Below are 17,190 nucleotides of genomic sequence, written 5' to 3' on the forward strand. Positions count from 1 at the left end.
TTCAATCAGTCATGCATTTCACCTTGATGCGGCTCTCTAAAAACGAACAGCCCTGCCGGACTTGGCGCACAGGAAAAAAACCCCCAAAACCTGGTGCCAATAATTTATCCGGCAGGGCCGATTTATGAGTTATATTCGTTCTTAACTTCTTGAGGCAATCCCAAAAAATGATCTCCTTGGCAAAAAGACTTCTCCCGTGGATACAATGTCATGACAATACCCAGGTAGGGGAAACAGCGAGTCATCCACTTTATTTTTCGACGGGTTGGCTGACGGCATTGTTTTTGATTTTTACGCCCTGGTTCGCCACGGCTCAGATTGGCAGCAGTGTGCGGCAGGTGATTGTGGCCCAGGCGTCAGATTGGAACTCGAACACGGCCACTCTTCAGGCCTATCAACGTGAGTCGGCACGCGCTTCCTGGCAGCCTGTCTTTGCACAGCCTGTTCCAGTTTTACTTGGGCGTGCGGGGTTGGCTTGGGGCAGGGGTGTTTTCAATCCTCCGCGCAACGGTGTCTCCATGAAGGTGGAGAAGGACTGGCGAGCCCCGGCCGGGGTGTTTCAGCTGGGTTCACTTTTTGGTTATGCCTCGCGGCCGCCATCTGGCACCCGTTGGCCTTACATTCAAGTGGGTCCGTGGGATGCTTATGTGGATGACTCCAAGAGCCCGTATTACAATCAGCATGTGCGTATCGATCCTCGGAAAGGGGTGCCGCCTTGGTTTGAAAAACAGAGGATGCGCTTGGGGGATGCGGCTTATAAATGGATGCTGGAGATCCGCCACAATCAGGGTCCCGCAGCTCCTGGCTACGGCAGTGCCATCTTCTTCCATGTGCGCCGAGGCCCTACAAAACCGAGTGCAGGTTGCACCACGATGGCCGTGGAAAACCTGGAGAAACTGATCCGCTGGCTGGACCCGCAAGCTTCTCCTCATTACGTGTTGCTGCCCAAGGCGGATTACCAAGCCCTGCGGGGTCCCTGGCGCTTGCCGTGAGCGGACAGAGCTTCCCCAAAAGAAAAGAAAAGCGGAGAGTGAGGGGGCTCCTCAACTCTCCGCAGCAAGATTGGATCTGGAAAAGGGGCAGTCTTACTTCGCCTCTGGCTTCCAATTCTTCACGAACTCCAGGCACTGCTTGATCTCGGGCAGGCTGGTTTCCCAGTTGTATTCATACTCCACATGGAGAGGGCCGGGGTAACCCTGAGTGTGATACTCAGCCAAGATGGCGGAAATGTTGGAGACACCGGTGCCGAAAGGCAGGTCGTGCGCCTTGACGTTGCCAAATTCATTCAGGTCCTTCATGTGGCTGTCAAAGATGCGGCCTTTGAGCAGGCGGATACATTCGACCGGGTTCAAGCCGCTGCGCACCCAGTGGCCCACGTCTGCGCAGGAGCCCATGCGGGGGTCACGATCTTTGACGAGGTCCAGCACATACTGAGGATCCCAGAACAGGTAGGAGCGATCCAGTGGGCGCTTCGGATGGTTGTGGATGGCCATCTTGATGTCGAACTCTTTCACGAGGGCTTCGATACCATCGAGACCGTTCACATCCGGTTCGGTGATGACGATGCCGATGCCCATGGTTTTGCAGAACTCGAACACCTTACGATCAGCGGCTGGGTCGCTACCGAGCTTGATGACACCGTAACCGACGGGCGTGATGCCTTGCTCAGCGAGCTTGGCTTTCACAGCAGCGATGATTTCAGGAGAGGACTCGTGGTTGAAGACCTCATCCTTTTTCTCGGGGGAGAGCTTTTGCTTGGGATAGAACTCAATGGTCTTACCTCCGGCAGCGGCGGTTTTCTCAATGGCTTCCATCACCGTAAACATGCGGAAGCTGTAGGCCTGACAACCAGCGAAAAACTCGCCAACCTTGGCGGATTCGGGGATTGGGGCTGCAAAGGCACTGGCGGCCAGTAGGAGGAGAGGGAGAAGGAGTTTCTTCATGGGCGGAAAAGAACGCGGTTTGTCGTGGCTTCTTGCTTGGGTTGGTGGGGGGGACATCCTGAGCAGAAGATCGTGGATGGCGAATACGTTTTTCTCCAATGCGTCTTTTCTCTGTCGGTTGCCTATTCGTCATTGTTCATGCGGCTTCGGCCCAGCTCCCTACCGCCAAGCCCGTTCCTCGGGTGCAGGTGCTGCCTTTGCCACACCACATCACCTCCTTCCAGTTGGAGGGGCGGGAGCTGACTGCGTGTCATTATGAACCGCAGGACATGCGGCCTTTTTGGTATCCGATTCGGGCTTCCAAAGAGATCAGTCTGACACGCATGGGGCATCCGCATGATCCCTGGGGGCACAGCCATCACAACAGTGTGTGGATCTCTCATAACAGTGTGAATGGGCTCGACTTCTGGGGCGACCACGCCAAACAACAGGGCCGGATCGTGACGGTGCAGGTGCCACGCGATGCCTATGAAGATGGAGATGAATTTGCCTCCATGCGCATGATCAACCACTGGATCAAGGTGGAGGATCAATCGGCGCAACTGATCGAAACACGGCGAGCTGAGGTGCGGCCTCTGGATGGAGCGAAGAGCTGGATGATGATCTTGGATCTCGAGTTCACCACCCCCAAGGGACAGAAAGCCGAGTTCGGGGCGACTGGGTTTGGTCTTGTGGCTGTGCGAGTGGCCAAGAACATCGGCGTGCATGACGGCGGTGGTCGATTGCTCAACTCCGAGGGTCAGATCAATGAGAAGGCCATGTTTCGCCTGCCCGCCCGCTGGGTGGACTACAGCGGGCGCATCACCCCGGAGGACGATGGTTTCGCCGGCATCACGCTGATGAATCACCCGATGAATCCAGAGAATCCCACCGCTTTCCATGTGCGCGATGATGGCTGGATGGGTGCGTGTCTCAGTCTGGAGAAACCCATCGAGATCACCGAGGCCAAGAAGCTGCGGGTCCGCTATGCGCTCTGGGTGCATGATGGCGTGCCGACTCAGAAGCAGAGCGAGGTGCAGTGGAAGGCCTTCGTCGACTTACCCGTGGTGGATCTCAATGCACAAGCTTCAGGGAAGTGACAGGGGCTTGGCTTTCTTTTTGAAGGGCCAGTTGGAGGCGAGGGTGACGGTGAAGGTGTGGTTATTCTCCCAGATGGCCCCACCCCGGCGCTGGATCGTTTGCTCCAAAAAGCCGAGCTCGATGCGTGTATGCGGGCTGAGTTTGTGACCCACCCCGAGGAAGAGGCGATTCTGATCGAAAAAGTTGCCGCTCACATTGGAGCCAAAATTGACGAAAATTTCCTCCGAAAAAGCGAGGTAGGTCTTCTTGCTCGCTGTCAGGGGTAGCGTTGTGCGGAGCATGTATCGGATGCGGTTTTCATAGCGCCAATTTTCCACATTCCAGTCATTGCCAGTTCTCTCCATTTCGCCGATCCAGCGCTGTTCCAAACGAAGGCGGTTTTGCCACTCCAGACCGAGTGCTTTCACGGAGTAAGTGATCTGCTCCCAGGCCCGATGTTCGGGGAAATCGAAGGCCACGGGGTAGTCTCCATATGGGTAGGTTTTGGCATAGGCCCAGCCTGCGCTCAGAGTGAGGGATGGACTCAAAGTGTAATTGAGGCCCGGACGCACCATCCATTGCTGCCATTCATCCACGAGATCCGAACGACGTACCTGTCCTTCCAAATGCAGCCCCCACGGTCCGTCACCCAGAGGGTGATCTCCCACATAGGTCATCCAGACATGAGCGTTGGAATCCAACTCATTATCCGATGCCTCGGCCGTCACTTCGAGAGAGAACAAAGAGAGGGCAGCAAAAAAGAGAGTCTTTAACCCTGGATTATTTTCTTGGGTATGGGTGGCAGTCTTTAGCATAAGAAAGAGGCGTAAACCAAAGAGCTGGATGGGTCAATTTGCCAAAATCTGACAGGCCGAATAAAGAGTTCTTTAGGGTGGAAAGAACTCAAAATGGGTTAAGAGTCGCAAAAAAGGACGATTAAGTCCGCGTAGCTTTTTGTCTCCCATTCAGGGGACAAACCCCCAAACCCCATCCCATGAACCCCCGTAACATTGCACTTATCCTTGTCTTCGCCGCTCTCGGCTATGGCATTTGGCATTATCATTCCGACGCTGGGCGCCTCCGCCAGCAGATCGATCAGCTCAAGGCGTCCCACGAATTGGCGCTCCAAGCGAAAGATGAAGAACTCCAGCGCTCGTTGGCCTCTCAGAATGAGCAGCATCAGAAGGCCATCCAGAGTCTGAATGACGACTTCGATAAAAAACTCGTCAGCCTGCGTCAGGATCAGCGTCAGCAGATGGCCAGCGCCTACAAGGAGTTTGAGAATATCTTCTCCGGTAACAAGCAGACCATCGAATACATCAACCTGCTGGAGAGCAAGGTGAAGTCTGGGCAGGCCCTGTCGAAGAACGAAGTGGAGCGCCTGACCGTCATCACCAGCGGCATCAGTTTCCTCCAGAAGCAGTATCAGAAGCCCATGCAGGAGTTCAACGCTCTGCAGGATTACTTTGAAAATGCTTCGAAGCGTCCGAGCGAAAAGCCCAAGTCCAACTTCGGTTTCTTCAAGCGCATGTTCAGCAAGGACTTCCGCGAGGCAGAAAAAGAGGCTTTGCGTGAGGAAGGTGCCCGCCGCGCTTTCACCGAAGCTCAGGGCAAATTTGAAACCGTGTATGCCTCCGCTCAGCGCTCCATGCGTGGGGTGAATCTGGATGCGGATGCTCAGGTCAAGAAGCTGAACGAGCTGATCGAAGACAAGAAAGTGGCCAACGCTGAGGACCTGACGAGCTTCTTCGATAAAGCCCGCCAAGCCCTGCGCACCCACCAGGACGTGCTCGACTTCGAGCCAGACTCGGTCCCGCAAACTCCCAAGGTGCAGCCGTGATTTTGGGCAAGTTTAGCTTGCTCAAATCCGTATTTTTCTGCCACGCTTAAATCCTTTTTATGGAAACCAACCCATCTGCCTCCTCGCGTCGCGAGTTTCTGAAGTCCACCGGCAAGACCGTTGCCGGGCTGTCGGTGCTGTCCGGTATCACCCTGCCTCATGTTCATGCCGCTGGAGATGACACCATTGATATTGCCCTGGTGGGTTGCGGTGGTCGTGGCACTGGCGCTGCCAGCAACGCCATGGGCGTGAAACAGCGCACTCGCTTGGTGGCGATGGCAGACGTGCAGGAAAACCGCCTCGAAGCCAGCTTCAACGGCCTGAGCAACAAGCACCCGGATCGCTTCTCCGTCTCGGCGGATTCGAAGTTCATCGGCTTTGATGCTTACAAGCATGCCATCGACATGCTCAAGCCAGGTGATGTGGTCGTGCTGGCCACACCTCCAGCTTTCCGTTGGGTGCAGTTCAAATACGCCATCGAAAAAGGCGTGAACGTCTTCATGGAAAAGCCCATTTGCGTGGATGGCCCGAGCGGCAAGCGCATGCTGGAACTCGGCAAAGAAGCCGAAGCTAAAGGCCTGAAAGTGGGTGTCGGCCTCATGTGCCGCCACTGCCGTGTGCGTGGTGAGCTTTTCGATCGCATCCAACAGGGGGAGATCGGCGATATCATCCTCGGTCGTGCGTATCGTCTGCAAGGCCCAGTGGGCACCTGCTTTACGCTGCCTCGCGATAAAGAGACGGAGAAGAGCGAACTGATCTGGCAGATCAAAAACTTCCACTCCTTCCTCTGGGCCAGCGGTGGTGCTTTCAGTGACTTCAACATCCACAACATCGATGAAATCTGCTGGATGAAGAACGACTTCCCGATCGAAGCCAAGGCCACCGGTGGCCGCACGGATCGCGGTGACTACATCGATCAGAACTTCGATCACTACAGTGTGGAATACACCTTCCGCGATGGTAGCAAGTTCTGGCTGGAAGGTCGCAATGCCATGAAGACGCACAACGAGTTTGCCTCCTATGTGCATGGTTCCAAAGGCATGGCCGTCATCTCCACCGCCGGTCACTTCCCATCTCGTGCCATGACCTTCAAAGGTCAGAACAAAGATCCGAAGGAAATTATCTGGCGTGGTCCGAAGCAGGAGCCCAACCCCTATGACATGGAGTGGGAAGACCTGATCGATGCCATCGTGAACAACAAGCCTTACAACGAAGTCGAGCGCGGTGCCAAAGCCAGCCTCGTCACCGTCATGGGCCGTATGTCCGCTCACACCGGTCAGCTCGTGACTTATGATCAAGTCGTGAACCACGACCAGGAGTTCGCTCCGAATGTGGATAAACTCACCCTGGATGGCCCTGCGCCTATCCTGGCGGATGCCAACGGCAAGTATCCGATCCCTTACCCAGGTGCCAACGGCATGTATGAGTATGTGGTGAAGGCGTAACTTTGAGTGATGTCGGTGGTGGGTCTCTCGCCACCGATTTCCCAACGATTCACAAAAAAGGCACCGAGGTTTTCTCGGTGCCTTTTTTGTTTGGAGGAATAATACCAGCCTAACGAAATGGTGAGTTAAATTTGATTCCTGAAATCAGGCTTGCCCCTCCCCCAACCCTTTCGCTTAGAGGGTTTTACCCCCGCAAGCGGGGTGAGGGGGATGTCTTCAGGCCCTTCAATACAGCAGCCCAAAGGACAGTTCCTCTCCCCGCTTGCGGGGAGAGGTTAGGTGAGGGGCCGAGACGCGATGACTCCACCAACTTGAACGTCGTGAAGAATCAAGCCTCCACCTTCGTCCAGCTTGCATTGGCTTTGCTGGAGGCGACGACGGCTTCGATGAAGGCCATGCCACGCACGCCGTCTTCGATCTTCGGATAGTCGTTCTCGATGGCGGTCGGTTCGCGACCTTCCAGGCGGGCGCGGATGGCGTTGGCGAAGTTTTTGTAAACGTTCGCAAAAGCTTCCAGATAACCTTCCGGGTGAGCGGGTGGGGTGCGTCCTGCGGCAGCAGCTGCGGCGCCGAGGTAGCCGTTGGCGGTGCGATAGACCTGCATCGGTTGATCCAGCCACTTCACCAGCATGGTGTTCGGCTCTTTCTGGTGCCATTCGAGGCCGCCCTTCTCACCATAGACGCGGATGTTGAGGTTATTTTCCTCACCCACGCTGATCTGGGAGCTGTGCAGCACGCCTTTCGCGCCGTTGTCAAAGCGGAGCAGGATGTTGGCATCGTCATCGAGCAGACGGCCTTCGACGAAGGCGGTGATGTCCGCTGCCAGTTCACTGATCTTCAGACCGGTGATGTATTCGGCCAGGTTTTCAGCATGCGTGCCGATGTCACCCACGCAACCAGCAGCGCCAGACTTGGTGGGGTCGGTGCGCCAGGAGGCCTGCTTCTGACCGCTTTCCTCGACCCGGGTGGCCAGCCAGCCCTGGGGGTATTCCACCACGACTTTGCGGATCTTACCCAGGGTGCCATTGTGCACCATTTCACGGGCTTGCTTCACCAGTGGGTAGCCGGTGTAGTTGTGGGTCAGGCCGTAGAGCAGGCCGGTCTTCTTTACCAGTTCAGCCAGTTGCTTGGCTTCATTGAGATCAAAGGTCGCGGGCTTGTCACTCAGCACATGGAAGCCGTTTTCCAGAGCCATCTTGGCGGGGGGAAAGTGAACGTGGTTCGGGGTGACGATGGCGATGAAGTCCATGCGCTCACCTTCGGGAAGGGCGGCTTCGGCCTTGATCATCTCCTCATAGCTGCCGTAGCAGCGATTCGCTGGCAGGAAGAGATCGGCTCCGCTCGCCTTGGACTTCTCAGGATCGGAGGAGAAAGCGCCACAAACGAGTTCGATCTGCTGATCAATCGCGGCTGCGATACGGTGAACAGCTCCGATGAAGGCGCCGCGTCCGCCGCCGACCATGCCATAACGAATTTTCCGGCTCATAAACAATTTCTAGGGTTCTGGGGTTGGATTGAAAAAGAGGTGCGGAGTGTGGCGCAGACGCACGGGGCGGGTCAAGCGCAGAGCGGAGCTTTCGAAATCGGAGGTGGGCTGGTGGATTCTGTGCTGGGCATGAACAAAAAAGCCTGCGGTGAGACTCGAAAAAGCGAGCGAGTTTCCACCGTTGTCCTACATTCCCCTTTCTCGATGAATCTTTCCCTCCGTCCCGCGACCCTGCAGGCGCTCCAGGCCTTTCACAGCCGTCGTCAGCGTCTTTTGGGCCTTCGTGGCTGTTTGGGGTTCGGATTGATCCTTTTAGGCGTGTGCGGAGTGATCGCTCTTTTGGATCGTGCCTGGCTCATGCCTGAGGGGCTGCGACCTTGGCTGAGTGTCGCCGTTTATTTGACCGGGGCCTATGTGGCCTGGCGAACTGCTTTGCATCATCTTTCGTTAGGTCGGGAGCTTGCCGAGACGGCGCGGCTCATGGAAAGAGCGGCTCCTTCACTGCGCGAGCGGCTGGTGTCGGCAGTGGAACTCTCGGATGGTCATGCGGCGGATTCATCGGAGTTTCGTGCGCGGCTTCAAGACGAGGTCGCGGAACAGCTGAAGACGCTGAATGTGACGGAGCTTCTGCCGACGCGAGCTTTGAAGCCGTGGCTCAATGCCGCAGCGGTGCTCCTGGTGGTGGTGGCTGGATTGTCTGCGGTGCCGATGCTGCATTTTCCAGGATTCCTGCTGCGTGCGGCGGTTCCTTTTGTCAATTTCGCCCGGCCATCCACCATCAAGATCGCCATCATCGAACCAAGCCCAGCAGATAAGCGGGTGCCCTTCGCATCAGACCTGGAAATCGTGGCCGAAATCACCGGTGGGGTGCCTGAGGCCGTGATCCTGGAGACCGAGACTGCGGGGAGCAAAACCCGCCGGACAGAGATGGTGCGGAGCTATGAGACTCGCTATGCAGGGCAGGCCGCTATCGGCCAGGGAGATGTGAGCTATCGCATCCTGGCCGGAGATGCCATTTCATCGTGGTTCACGCTGTCGGCCCGTGCTCGGCCACGCGCTGTCGAGTTTGTCAAAACCATCGTGCCGCCTGCTTACACAGGCTTACCGGAAACGGTGCTGACGGAAGAAAATGGGGACCTCGAGGCACTGGACGGTAGTGTGGTGAAGCTCAAGCTGAAGCCTAACCAGAAGATTCAAAAAGGCGATCTGCTCATCAATCCTGATCTCGCCGATCATCCGGAGGCGGTGCCGATGACGTTGGCTGCCGATGGCACTCTGGAGGGCGAGATTTCCGTTGTCTCGGAGCATGAGTCCTGGCGCAGTGCGCTGACGGCAGAAGAGACGGGTTTCACGAATGAAGAAAGCTCCCCCTGGAGGATCATGAGCATTCCCGATTTGCCACCTGTGGTGCAGATCCTCGAACCCCAAGAACAACTCTCGATGATGGCGGATGAAACGGTCCGTCTCACTGGCAGGGCAGGGGATGATGTGGGACTGGCTTCCATCCATCTCACTCATGCCGTCAATGGTGCCAATTGGGAGGAGCGGGAGCTCAAAGTGTCGCCGGGTAAAGAGATCACCGTTCAGGAAAGTTTAGCGCTAGGTCCCCTGCAGGCAGGCCCTGGAGACGCGGTTTTGATCAAGCTAGTGGCCAAGGATCTCAAAGGGCAGAGCGCCGAATCTCCGGTGGTGCGCATCATCATCCTGGAACAGACGGTGGACCCGCAGCAGAGGCAGTGGGCGCAAGAGATGCGTCGATTGGCTCAGCAAGCCACGACTCTGTCCGAGCAGACCCGTGAGCTGAAACAGGCGGTGGATAAGATTCCCAAAAAGGAAAAAGACTCGGCCAAGGAAGAAGCCAAGTCGGCTCTGGCACGTGCGCAGACGGAACTGCAACAGGTCACAGAACGTAGCGAAGACCTGTGGAATCAGCTCAAGCAGGCCGCGACGACAGCGCCCTCGCATCTGGACAGCATGAAAGTGCAGCTCCTGGGAGAGAAGCTCCTGCACATGCGTCATGAGGCCTTGGCCAATCTGAAGAGTCTATCACAAGGCCTACCGGAAAATGTGGATGGCCTGCGACGCTCTGCCAGTGAGGCTCATGGAGATGCGGATGTCATCGAGCAAGCCGCACGCGCTTTTGCCACCGAGGATAACGCCAAAGTCGTGGCTCAGATCGCTCAGCAGCTCAGTCGCCAAGAAGCTCTGCTGACCGAGCAATCTCTGGCCTCCAATCGCGACAGCAGCCAGCGTCCCAAATGGCACGAACAGCAGAGAGCGGCGGTGGTGGCCAGTGAAGCTCTGCGGCAAGAGCTGGAGAGCCTGAAGCCCGTGCTGGATGGCGGGCAACAAAAGCAGGTGGAGGAGCTGAAAAAGCAGATTGCTGAAACGTCGGCGGACTTGAGTGCCAGTCTGGACAAACCGGACCAGACCAAAAGCCCGGAGCATCTCTATGGTGCAGCTGATAATCACCGGCAGCGTCTTGGCCGAGCCGCCGACACGCTGCTATCCGTGGCTGAGAATGCGGGTAATAAGGCCGCCCAATTTCGGGACAAACTGGCGCGTCAGGAAAATCCTGCCCTGGTGGCCCTCAATGATGCGCGGGGTGCCTTAGCTCAAGCAGCTGCGGAGGCGAAGGATCCCAAGCGTCAGGCCAAGACCGATCGGGAAGGACGCACGGCGACCGAACAAGCTCAGAAGAAGCTCGCGGAAGCGACCCAGCAACTCGAAGATCAAGCGGTGCTCCGCGAGCAGAATGCGCGGACAAACACGCAAGCTGCTCTCGATGCGAATCGCGCCAGCCGAGCCGCGGGCCAACTCGCCCGGGAGGTAGCGGATCTGCCGAAAGAGCAAGCCACCATCCAAGCAGTGCAGGCGAAGGTGGAGTCTCTCGCTCAAGCCACCCGAGCCTTGGAGACAGACGCCCAGGCGCAGACGGCGGCCGAAGCTATCGCCGAGGCCGTGGCGAATCCCGATCCCTCCGAAAACGTGACTCCTGCTCGCGCTGCGGAACAGGCACGAGCCGCCTCCGAGGCTCTGCGCCAGTTGCCCGATCAGCTACGTCGAGCGAAGACTCCTGAATCTCAAGGATTGGCCAGTGCCTTCCAGCAAGCGGCAGATGCAAGCCGCCAAACGGCCGATCATTTGCAAGCTTTGGGGCGGCAGTTCGCTCGACAGCCCGGAACACCTATGGATGTCGAAGGCGGACGACGGCTGGCGGCTGAGGCCGAACAAAAAGTGGCGCAAGCCATGGATGGGTTACAGAGTCAGACTGCCGCTGCGCGTGGCACCCTGGAACAACTCACTCCGGATGTGAGTGACATGATGAAAGCCGTGGCTCAAGACCTGAAGCAGACACAGCAAAGCACTCAGCAAGCTGCGTCTCAAGCCGAGGCCAATCAGCCGGTCGACGAAGTCGCTCAAAAGGCGAGGGACTTGCAAGAGGAAGCCGAGGCCAACGCCGCGAAGATGGCGTCGCTCCAGGCAGCGCTTCGACAGGAAGCCAATGCCGCAGATCTTGAAAAAATGGATGAGAGGCAAATGGCGCGGATGGCCGATGTGGCTCTGGCGCAGATGCAGCAAAAGAGCCCGCAGATCTCTCAGAATCTCAAGCAGGCAGCGGAGGCCAGTCAAAGCCAGCCTCAGGCCCAGAATCTGAATCAAGCGGCTCAGGCCCAGCAAGAAACCTCCGAGTCTCTGGATCAGTTGGCTCAAAACATGGCCAAGGTGGAAGATGGTCAGTCTCTCACCGAGGAGGAACTGGCTGCGATGCAGAATCGCGAGAAGGAACTTGGTGTCGATGAAGCTCTCGAAGAGGCCTATAAGCGCGCGCAGGAATTGGCTCAGATGGCCCAAGATGCCGGTCAGAACCCGGCGGCAGTCTTGGCGGAATTGGAAAAGGAATTGCCCAAGAATCCCGCCATGCAAAAGTCACTCGCGGAGCTTTCCAAACAAACCGCTCAGGCGAGTGAGCAAGCTGTGTCGGCCGAAGCTCAGCAGCCCAGTAACATCGGTCTGGCCGCGGAGCAGGCGGCGCATGATCTGGCGCGTGTGGCTCGCCATCAGCAGCGCCTAGGACAGCAGGATGCGGCCCGGCAGGTGGCCCAGGCCAGCAGCCAGCTTCAGCAGCAGGCCCAGGCAGCGAAAGGACGTCCAGGAACTCCTCAAAAACCCGTCGGTCCAGAAGCTCAAACCATGGCCGCAGAAGCGGCCAAAACAGCGGGGTCTTTGGCTGCTGCCACACCGCCCGCCATTTCAGCCAATCCCTTTTACGATATCCAGGGAGCTCTGCTCGCGCAGGCTTTGGACCAGCTCGATCAGACGGTGAATCCCAAGCAGGCTCAATCGGGGCAGCAGGATGGCTCTCAGTCGGGTCAACAGCAACCAAGCGGCAGCCAGCAGCAGAAAGCTCAGCAAAACTTAGCCGATGCCAAGCAGAGCCAGCAGCAGTCCATGGCCAATCAGCGCAATCAAGGACAGACCCCAGGTGCTCAAAAACCCGGTCAGCAGCAGGCCCAAAACCAAAATCAGCCTAACCCAAATGATCCTTCACAGCCTTCCGACAGCGAGGGAGGCAATCAATCCATGAAAGTGGTGGAAGGGGTCTTGGGGGGGGAATTGATCATGATCAATGGCGACTGGGGCCACCTCCCCTCCAAGATGGCGGCGGATCTCACGGAAGCGACGCGGGGTGAGGCGGCTCCTGAATACCGTGCAGCCATTGAGAATTACTACAAAGCCATCGCCACCAAGGCGAAGAAGTAGGGAGCTTGGTTCTTGGTTCTTGGTTCTTGGTTCTTGGTTCTTGGTTCTTGGTTCTTGGTTCTTGGTTTGCGAGGCGGTGTGGAAGGGGCGGGCGCAGGCCTCATCCGTAACTGGCTGAGACATCACCATTTCTTGTTGGTTTGTGACCAGTTGGGGCGGCGGAGTCTAGCCCGGCATGTGGACTGCTGAGGCTTCATGGTATGTCCCCCCATCCCCCCTGTTTGAAAAAGTGGTCTGCCGGTCTGGTGCTTGGCTTGGCCCTGGTGATAGGCGTGCCCAAGGTTTCTTCGGCTTCGACTTTGCTCTTATCCCACACGGGAGCCGCCAATCCGACCACGGAAGGATGGACCTTCAGTGGAACCGTCGAGACAGGTGCCATCACCAATGACCAAGACAGTGGCGTGGATGCATGGCGGGTGTATGAGCAGGGTGGGGGAGTTTCCCATGCAGGAACATACAATAAGACGCTCACCACCACCCAACTTTCGGATGCTGTCCTGACAGGGTGGACCATGGACGCTACGATCCGGTTTGTGCCCCCGGATTCACTGGCCAATACTCCCTTGAGCAACAATGCCTGGTGCACCTTTTTAGTGGACGAAGGGGTGGCTGGAAAACGCGATCTCTATGGCATCTACTTTGGCAGCGATACCTCCGGCAATACGCTGGTGAGACTTTACAGTTTTGGGTCCACCTACACCGTTTCTCCTGGCTACCACGACTATAAGCTTTCGTGGGACCCTGAAACGGGTTTGGCCTCTTTCTTCATCGATGGTGAGTTTAAGACCAGTTACTCCGGCACCACGATTGATAACACCGGCACGAGCCGTGTGTATTGGGGCGATAACACCACGACGGTGGCGGATGACGGGCGCGGTGCCCACTACGCTTACGTTGGTTTGACGGTGGGGACTGCGGCTGCCATGGCACCCGAACCCACGCGGGTAGCTTTCTTTGTATTAGCTTCGCTGGGCTGTCTGCTGCGGCGTCAACGCATGATTTGTTAGGTTGGAAAAGTCGAAAGGCACGGATGATGCAGTATCATCCGTGCCTTTTTCTTTGGGATAAACGGGAGGTTGTTATTCCCCTGGCAGCGGCTCCGTGGGCCAGGTTTCCACCCAGGGCAGGCCGTGCTCGTTCAGGTCAGCCATGAAGGGATCGGGATTGAGCTGCTCCACATTCCAGACGCCGGGTTGGCGATACTCGGGGTTCGTGAGCAGCTGTTTGGCCGCGATCATGGCAGGCACACCGGTGGTGTAGCTCACGCCTTGGCTATTCGTTTCCGTGTAGCAGTCTTCGTGAGACTTGATGTTGTAAACGTAGTAGCGCTTGAATTCGCCGTCTTTACCGGTGCCTTCGATCCAGTTGCCGATGCAGGTCTTGCCCTTGGTATCGGGACCCAGGGTGCCGGGCTCAGGCAGGAGCGTCTTCAGGAACTCGATCGGGATGATCGGCACGCCTTTGTGCATGACGGGATCGATGCGGGTCATGCCCACATTCACCAGCACTTCCATGTGCTTGATGTATTGATCGCCAAAGGTCATCCAGAAGCGGGCGCGACGGATGTCGAAGTGCTTGGTCAGGGACTCCAGCTCTTCGTGGTAGAGGCAATAGATGTTCTTCGGCCCGATGCCATCTGGGAAGTCGAAGCTGCGCTTGATCTCCAGCGGCTTGGTTTCCACCCAGGCACCGTTTTCCCAGTAGCGACCGTTGGCGGTGACTTCGCGCAGGTTGATCTCAGGATTGAAGTTGGTGGCGAAAGCCTTGCCATGGTCACCGGCATTGCAGTCGATGATGTCCAGCGTGTCGATCTTGCTGAAGTGATGCTTCAGGGCGTAGGCGGTATAAACATTGGTCACGCCGGGGTCGAAACCGCAGCCGAGAAGCGCGGTCAGACCGGCGGCCTTGAACTTCTCCTGATAGGCCCACTGCCAGTGGTATTCAAACTTGGCCACATCGCGCGGTTCATAGTTGGCGGTATCGATGTAATGCACGCCTGCTTCCAGGCAGGCATCCATGATGGTGAGATCCTGGTAGGGCAGGGCCACATTGATCACCACTTCCGGCTGGAAAGACTTCAGGAGCGCGACCAACTCTGGCACGTTGTCGGCGTCCACCGCGGCGGTCTGGATGGGGCGCTTCAGCTCAGCGGCGATGCTGTCGCACTTCGACTTGGTCCGGGAGGCGAGCATGATCTCGCTGAACACGTCAGGGAGCTGCGCGCATTTGTGTGTAACCACGCGGCCAACGCCGCCTGCACCGATGATGAGAACTTTTGCCATAGAGGGTAAGGCGCAAGGGTGGCGGTGATGCTCCGGGAGTCAAGCGATGCGGTGTGAAAGAAGAGTTTAAGGTTTTCGAGGTCCGAGGCTCTCTGGCGGTTAAGAACTTGCGGTGTGAGGGTGTATTCTGATACCCCTCTATCCCCACATCTATAAACTTTCGCCCTCCCTCGTTCATGTTCTCCCTTTCCCATAAAACCGCCGTCGTTACGGGTGCTGGCTCTGGCATCGGTCAGGCCATTGCCCTGCTTTTTGCCCGACAGGGAGCGCATGTGGAGGTGCTGGACCTCACTGTCGAGGCCGCTCAGGTTACGGTGGATCAGATCATCGAAGCGGGGGGCAGTGCACGCGCGGTGGCCTGCGATGTGTCTGATCATGTCGGCGTGAAAAAGGTGTTTGAGGAGATCAGCATCCGGCGGCCTCGTTTGGACATTCTGGTCAATAACGCGGGCATTGCCCACATCGGTAGCGTTTTGACCACGACTGAGGGAGACATGGACCGTCTGTATCAGGTGAATATCAAAGGCGTGTATAACTGCGCCCAGGCCGCTGTGGAGCGGATGCTGCCGCAGGGGGGGGGCGTGATCCTGAACATGTGCTCCATTGCGGCCCAGATGGGGCTCGCGGATCGTTTCGCCTATTCCATGACCAAGGGCGCGGTGCTGATGATGACCTATTCGATGGCGAAGGACTTCATCAAGCAGGGCATCCGCTGCAACTGCATCAATCCAGCACGGGTTCACACGCCCTTCGTGGATGGTTACCTTGCGAAAACCTATCCCGGTCAAGAAGCGGAGATGTTCCAGAAGCTCAGTGAAGCCCAACCTATCGGTCGCATGGCGAGCCCGGATGAAATCGCCGCGCTGGCGCTGTATCTGTGCAGTGATGAGGCGGGCTTCATCACTGGTAGTGCCTACCCCATCGATGGGGGCGCGGTGAACCTGCGCTAAGAAAAGATCCCCGCCAGTGTTGGCCGAAACATCTCGACAAGCTGGGTCGTTTTGATTTCTCTGCCCCTACGCATGAAACCGCCCGCCTTTCTCGCTCTCGCCCTCTCTCTTGCCGCATCCTTTGCCCAGGCTGAAAACTGGCCCAACTGGCGTGGCCCCCATCAAGACGGTGCCAGCACGGAAAAGAACCTGCCGGCAAAGTTCAGCCCTACGGAAAAGGTGAAGTGGGCGGCCGATGTGCCCTCCATCTCCGCCTCCGTGCCCGTGGTGTGGGGAGACAAGGTTTTCCTCACGGCTCCGATCCAGGATAAGCAGCAGCTCGTCGGCCTCTGCTACGATGCGAAGACGGGCAAGGAACTGTGGCGCAAGGTGGTGTCTGAAGGAGGCCTGCAATGGGATAATAAGAGCAATCTGGCCAGCCCCTCTCCGGTGACGGATGGGGAGCGTGTGGTGTTCCTCTTCGCCGATGCGGTAGCGGCGAGTTTCGATCTCGAAGGGAACCTGCAATGGAAGCGCGACTTTAAAGAATCTCACGGTGCCTTTGCTACCCAGTGGACGTATGGCAGCAGCCCCGTGCTGGATAGCGGCAAGCTCTACATCCAGGTGCTGCAACGCAATGAGACCTTCGAGTTTCAGGGCTTCCCAAAAGGCACGCCAGGGAAGGACATGAGCAGCTACATCCTGGCTGTAGACCCAGCGACAGGCAAAGACCTCTGGAAGCACATCCGCCCCACCGAGGCTCAGGTCGAGTCCCTGGAATCCTTCAGCACGCCGGTGTTCTGTGATCATAACGGCAAGCGCGTCATGCTGATCTCCGGTGGCGATACCCTGTCCCTGCACGATGCGGCTACCGGCGATGAATACGCACGTCTCGCTACCTGGAACCTTCCTGGCGATGGCTACAACAAGTTCTATCGCCTCGTGCCCTCTCCTGTGGTGGGTGATGGCGTCGCACTCGTCTGTGCGCCGAAGAAATCCTCGGTCTATGCGATGTCTCTCGATAGCAAGGGCAAGGACGTGCAGCCGCTGTGGGTGAGTGACTCCAAGGTGGTGAGCAGTGATGTCTCCACCCCCGCTTTCTATGAAGGCAGCTTCTATGTTCTGGATAGCGACCGCCGCACGGTGAGCCGTGTCGAGCCGAAGACTGGCAAGGTTCTCTGGATCGGCGAAACCGGCAGCAAGGCTAAGTTTGAAGGCAGCCCAACCGTGGTGGATGGCAAGATCTACATGATCAACTTCTGGGGAGATGTGTATGTGGTCAAAGCCGGCGGCGATAGCTTTGAGCTTCTGAGCGTGAACTCCATGGGCAATGGCAGCAAGCCGAACGGTGATGCCGCAAGCTGCCGCAGCAGCATCGCCGCAGCCAATGGCTGCCTCTTTATCCGCACACAGGAGAAGCTGTATTGTGTGGGAGAGTGAGT

The 17,190-nt window shown here is 57.4% G+C and carries 12 protein-coding genes; 8 read left to right on the top strand and 4 right to left on the bottom strand.

The genetic code is table 11. The annotated features are described in order from the left end of the window. Positions 1–284 precede the first annotated feature (284 nt). Entirely contained in the window at positions 285–992 is a 708-nt protein-coding gene (locus B5D61_RS14845; RefSeq protein ID WP_176159459.1) for a L,D-transpeptidase family protein, read from the top strand. A 93-nt stretch (positions 993–1,085) separates the two neighbouring features. On the opposite strand, the gene B5D61_RS14850 is transcribed toward B5D61_RS14845, so the two are convergent. Beyond that, a complete protein-coding gene (locus B5D61_RS14850) occupies positions 1,086–1,943 on the bottom strand; it encodes a sugar phosphate isomerase/epimerase family protein (protein ID WP_078814181.1) in 858 nt (285 codons plus the stop codon). A gap of 98 nt (positions 1,944–2,041) precedes the next feature. Here B5D61_RS14850 and B5D61_RS14855 point away from each other — a divergent pair, with 98 nt between their 5' ends. After that, the gene (locus B5D61_RS14855) at positions 2,042–3,022 is read left to right on the top strand and encodes a DUF6807 domain-containing protein (protein ID WP_078814183.1); all 981 of its coding nucleotides are present in this window, start codon (positions 2,042–2,044) and stop codon (positions 3,020–3,022) included. On the opposite strand, the gene B5D61_RS14860 is transcribed toward B5D61_RS14855, so the two are convergent. Further along, complete coding sequence (locus tag B5D61_RS14860; protein WP_078814185.1) at positions 3,011–3,817, bottom strand: DUF2490 domain-containing protein; 807 nt, start codon at positions 3,815–3,817, stop codon at positions 3,011–3,013. The two genes, B5D61_RS14855 and B5D61_RS14860, sit on opposite strands and share 12 nt — an antisense overlap. A gap of 179 nt (positions 3,818–3,996) precedes the next feature. Between B5D61_RS14860 and B5D61_RS14865 the strand changes: the two genes are divergently transcribed. Continuing rightward, entirely contained in the window at positions 3,997–4,842 is an 846-nt protein-coding gene (locus B5D61_RS14865) for a hypothetical protein (RefSeq protein WP_078814187.1), read from the top strand. A gap of 59 nt (positions 4,843–4,901) precedes the next feature. After that, positions 4,902–6,287: a Gfo/Idh/MocA family protein gene (locus B5D61_RS14870; protein WP_078814189.1), complete on the top strand. Its 1,386-nt coding sequence runs from the start codon at positions 4,902–4,904 to the stop codon at positions 6,285–6,287. A 328-nt stretch (positions 6,288–6,615) separates the two neighbouring features. Here the strand turns inward: B5D61_RS14870 and B5D61_RS14875 are convergent, their stop codons facing one another. Further along, positions 6,616–7,773 (bottom strand): Gfo/Idh/MocA family protein, encoded by a 1,158-nt coding sequence (locus B5D61_RS14875; protein ID WP_078814190.1) that lies wholly within the window; start codon positions 7,771–7,773, stop codon positions 6,616–6,618. Positions 7,774–7,977: 204 nt separating this feature from the next. On the opposite strand from B5D61_RS14875, the gene B5D61_RS25770 reads away from it, so the two are divergent. Both B5D61_RS25770 and B5D61_RS14885 read left to right on the top strand, forming a co-directional pair. Next, positions 7,978–12,537, top strand: coding sequence for a hypothetical protein (locus B5D61_RS25770; protein WP_139373274.1), 4,560 nt, complete (start codon positions 7,978–7,980; stop codon positions 12,535–12,537). A gap of 221 nt (positions 12,538–12,758) precedes the next feature. After that, on the top strand, positions 12,759–13,544 hold the full coding sequence (locus tag B5D61_RS14885) for a hypothetical protein (protein WP_176159460.1): 786 nt from the start codon (positions 12,759–12,761) through the stop codon (positions 13,542–13,544). Between the two features lie 72 nt (positions 13,545–13,616). On the opposite strand, the gene B5D61_RS14890 is transcribed toward B5D61_RS14885, so the two are convergent. After that, positions 13,617–14,819: a saccharopine dehydrogenase family protein gene (locus B5D61_RS14890; RefSeq protein ID WP_078814195.1), complete on the bottom strand. Its 1,203-nt coding sequence runs from the start codon at positions 14,817–14,819 to the stop codon at positions 13,617–13,619. Between the two features lie 176 nt (positions 14,820–14,995). Between B5D61_RS14890 and B5D61_RS14895 the strand changes: the two genes are divergently transcribed. Further along, positions 14,996–15,769 (top strand): SDR family NAD(P)-dependent oxidoreductase, encoded by a 774-nt coding sequence (locus tag B5D61_RS14895; protein WP_078814196.1) that lies wholly within the window; start codon positions 14,996–14,998, stop codon positions 15,767–15,769. 72 nt (positions 15,770–15,841) lie between these two features. Next, positions 15,842–17,188: an outer membrane protein assembly factor BamB family protein gene (locus B5D61_RS14900; protein WP_078814197.1), complete on the top strand. Its 1,347-nt coding sequence runs from the start codon at positions 15,842–15,844 to the stop codon at positions 17,186–17,188. Positions 17,189–17,190 lie beyond the last annotated feature (2 nt).

The organism is Prosthecobacter debontii, from assembly GCF_900167535.1.
Taxonomy (GTDB): Bacteria; Verrucomicrobiota; Verrucomicrobiia; order Verrucomicrobiales; family Verrucomicrobiaceae; genus Prosthecobacter; species Prosthecobacter debontii.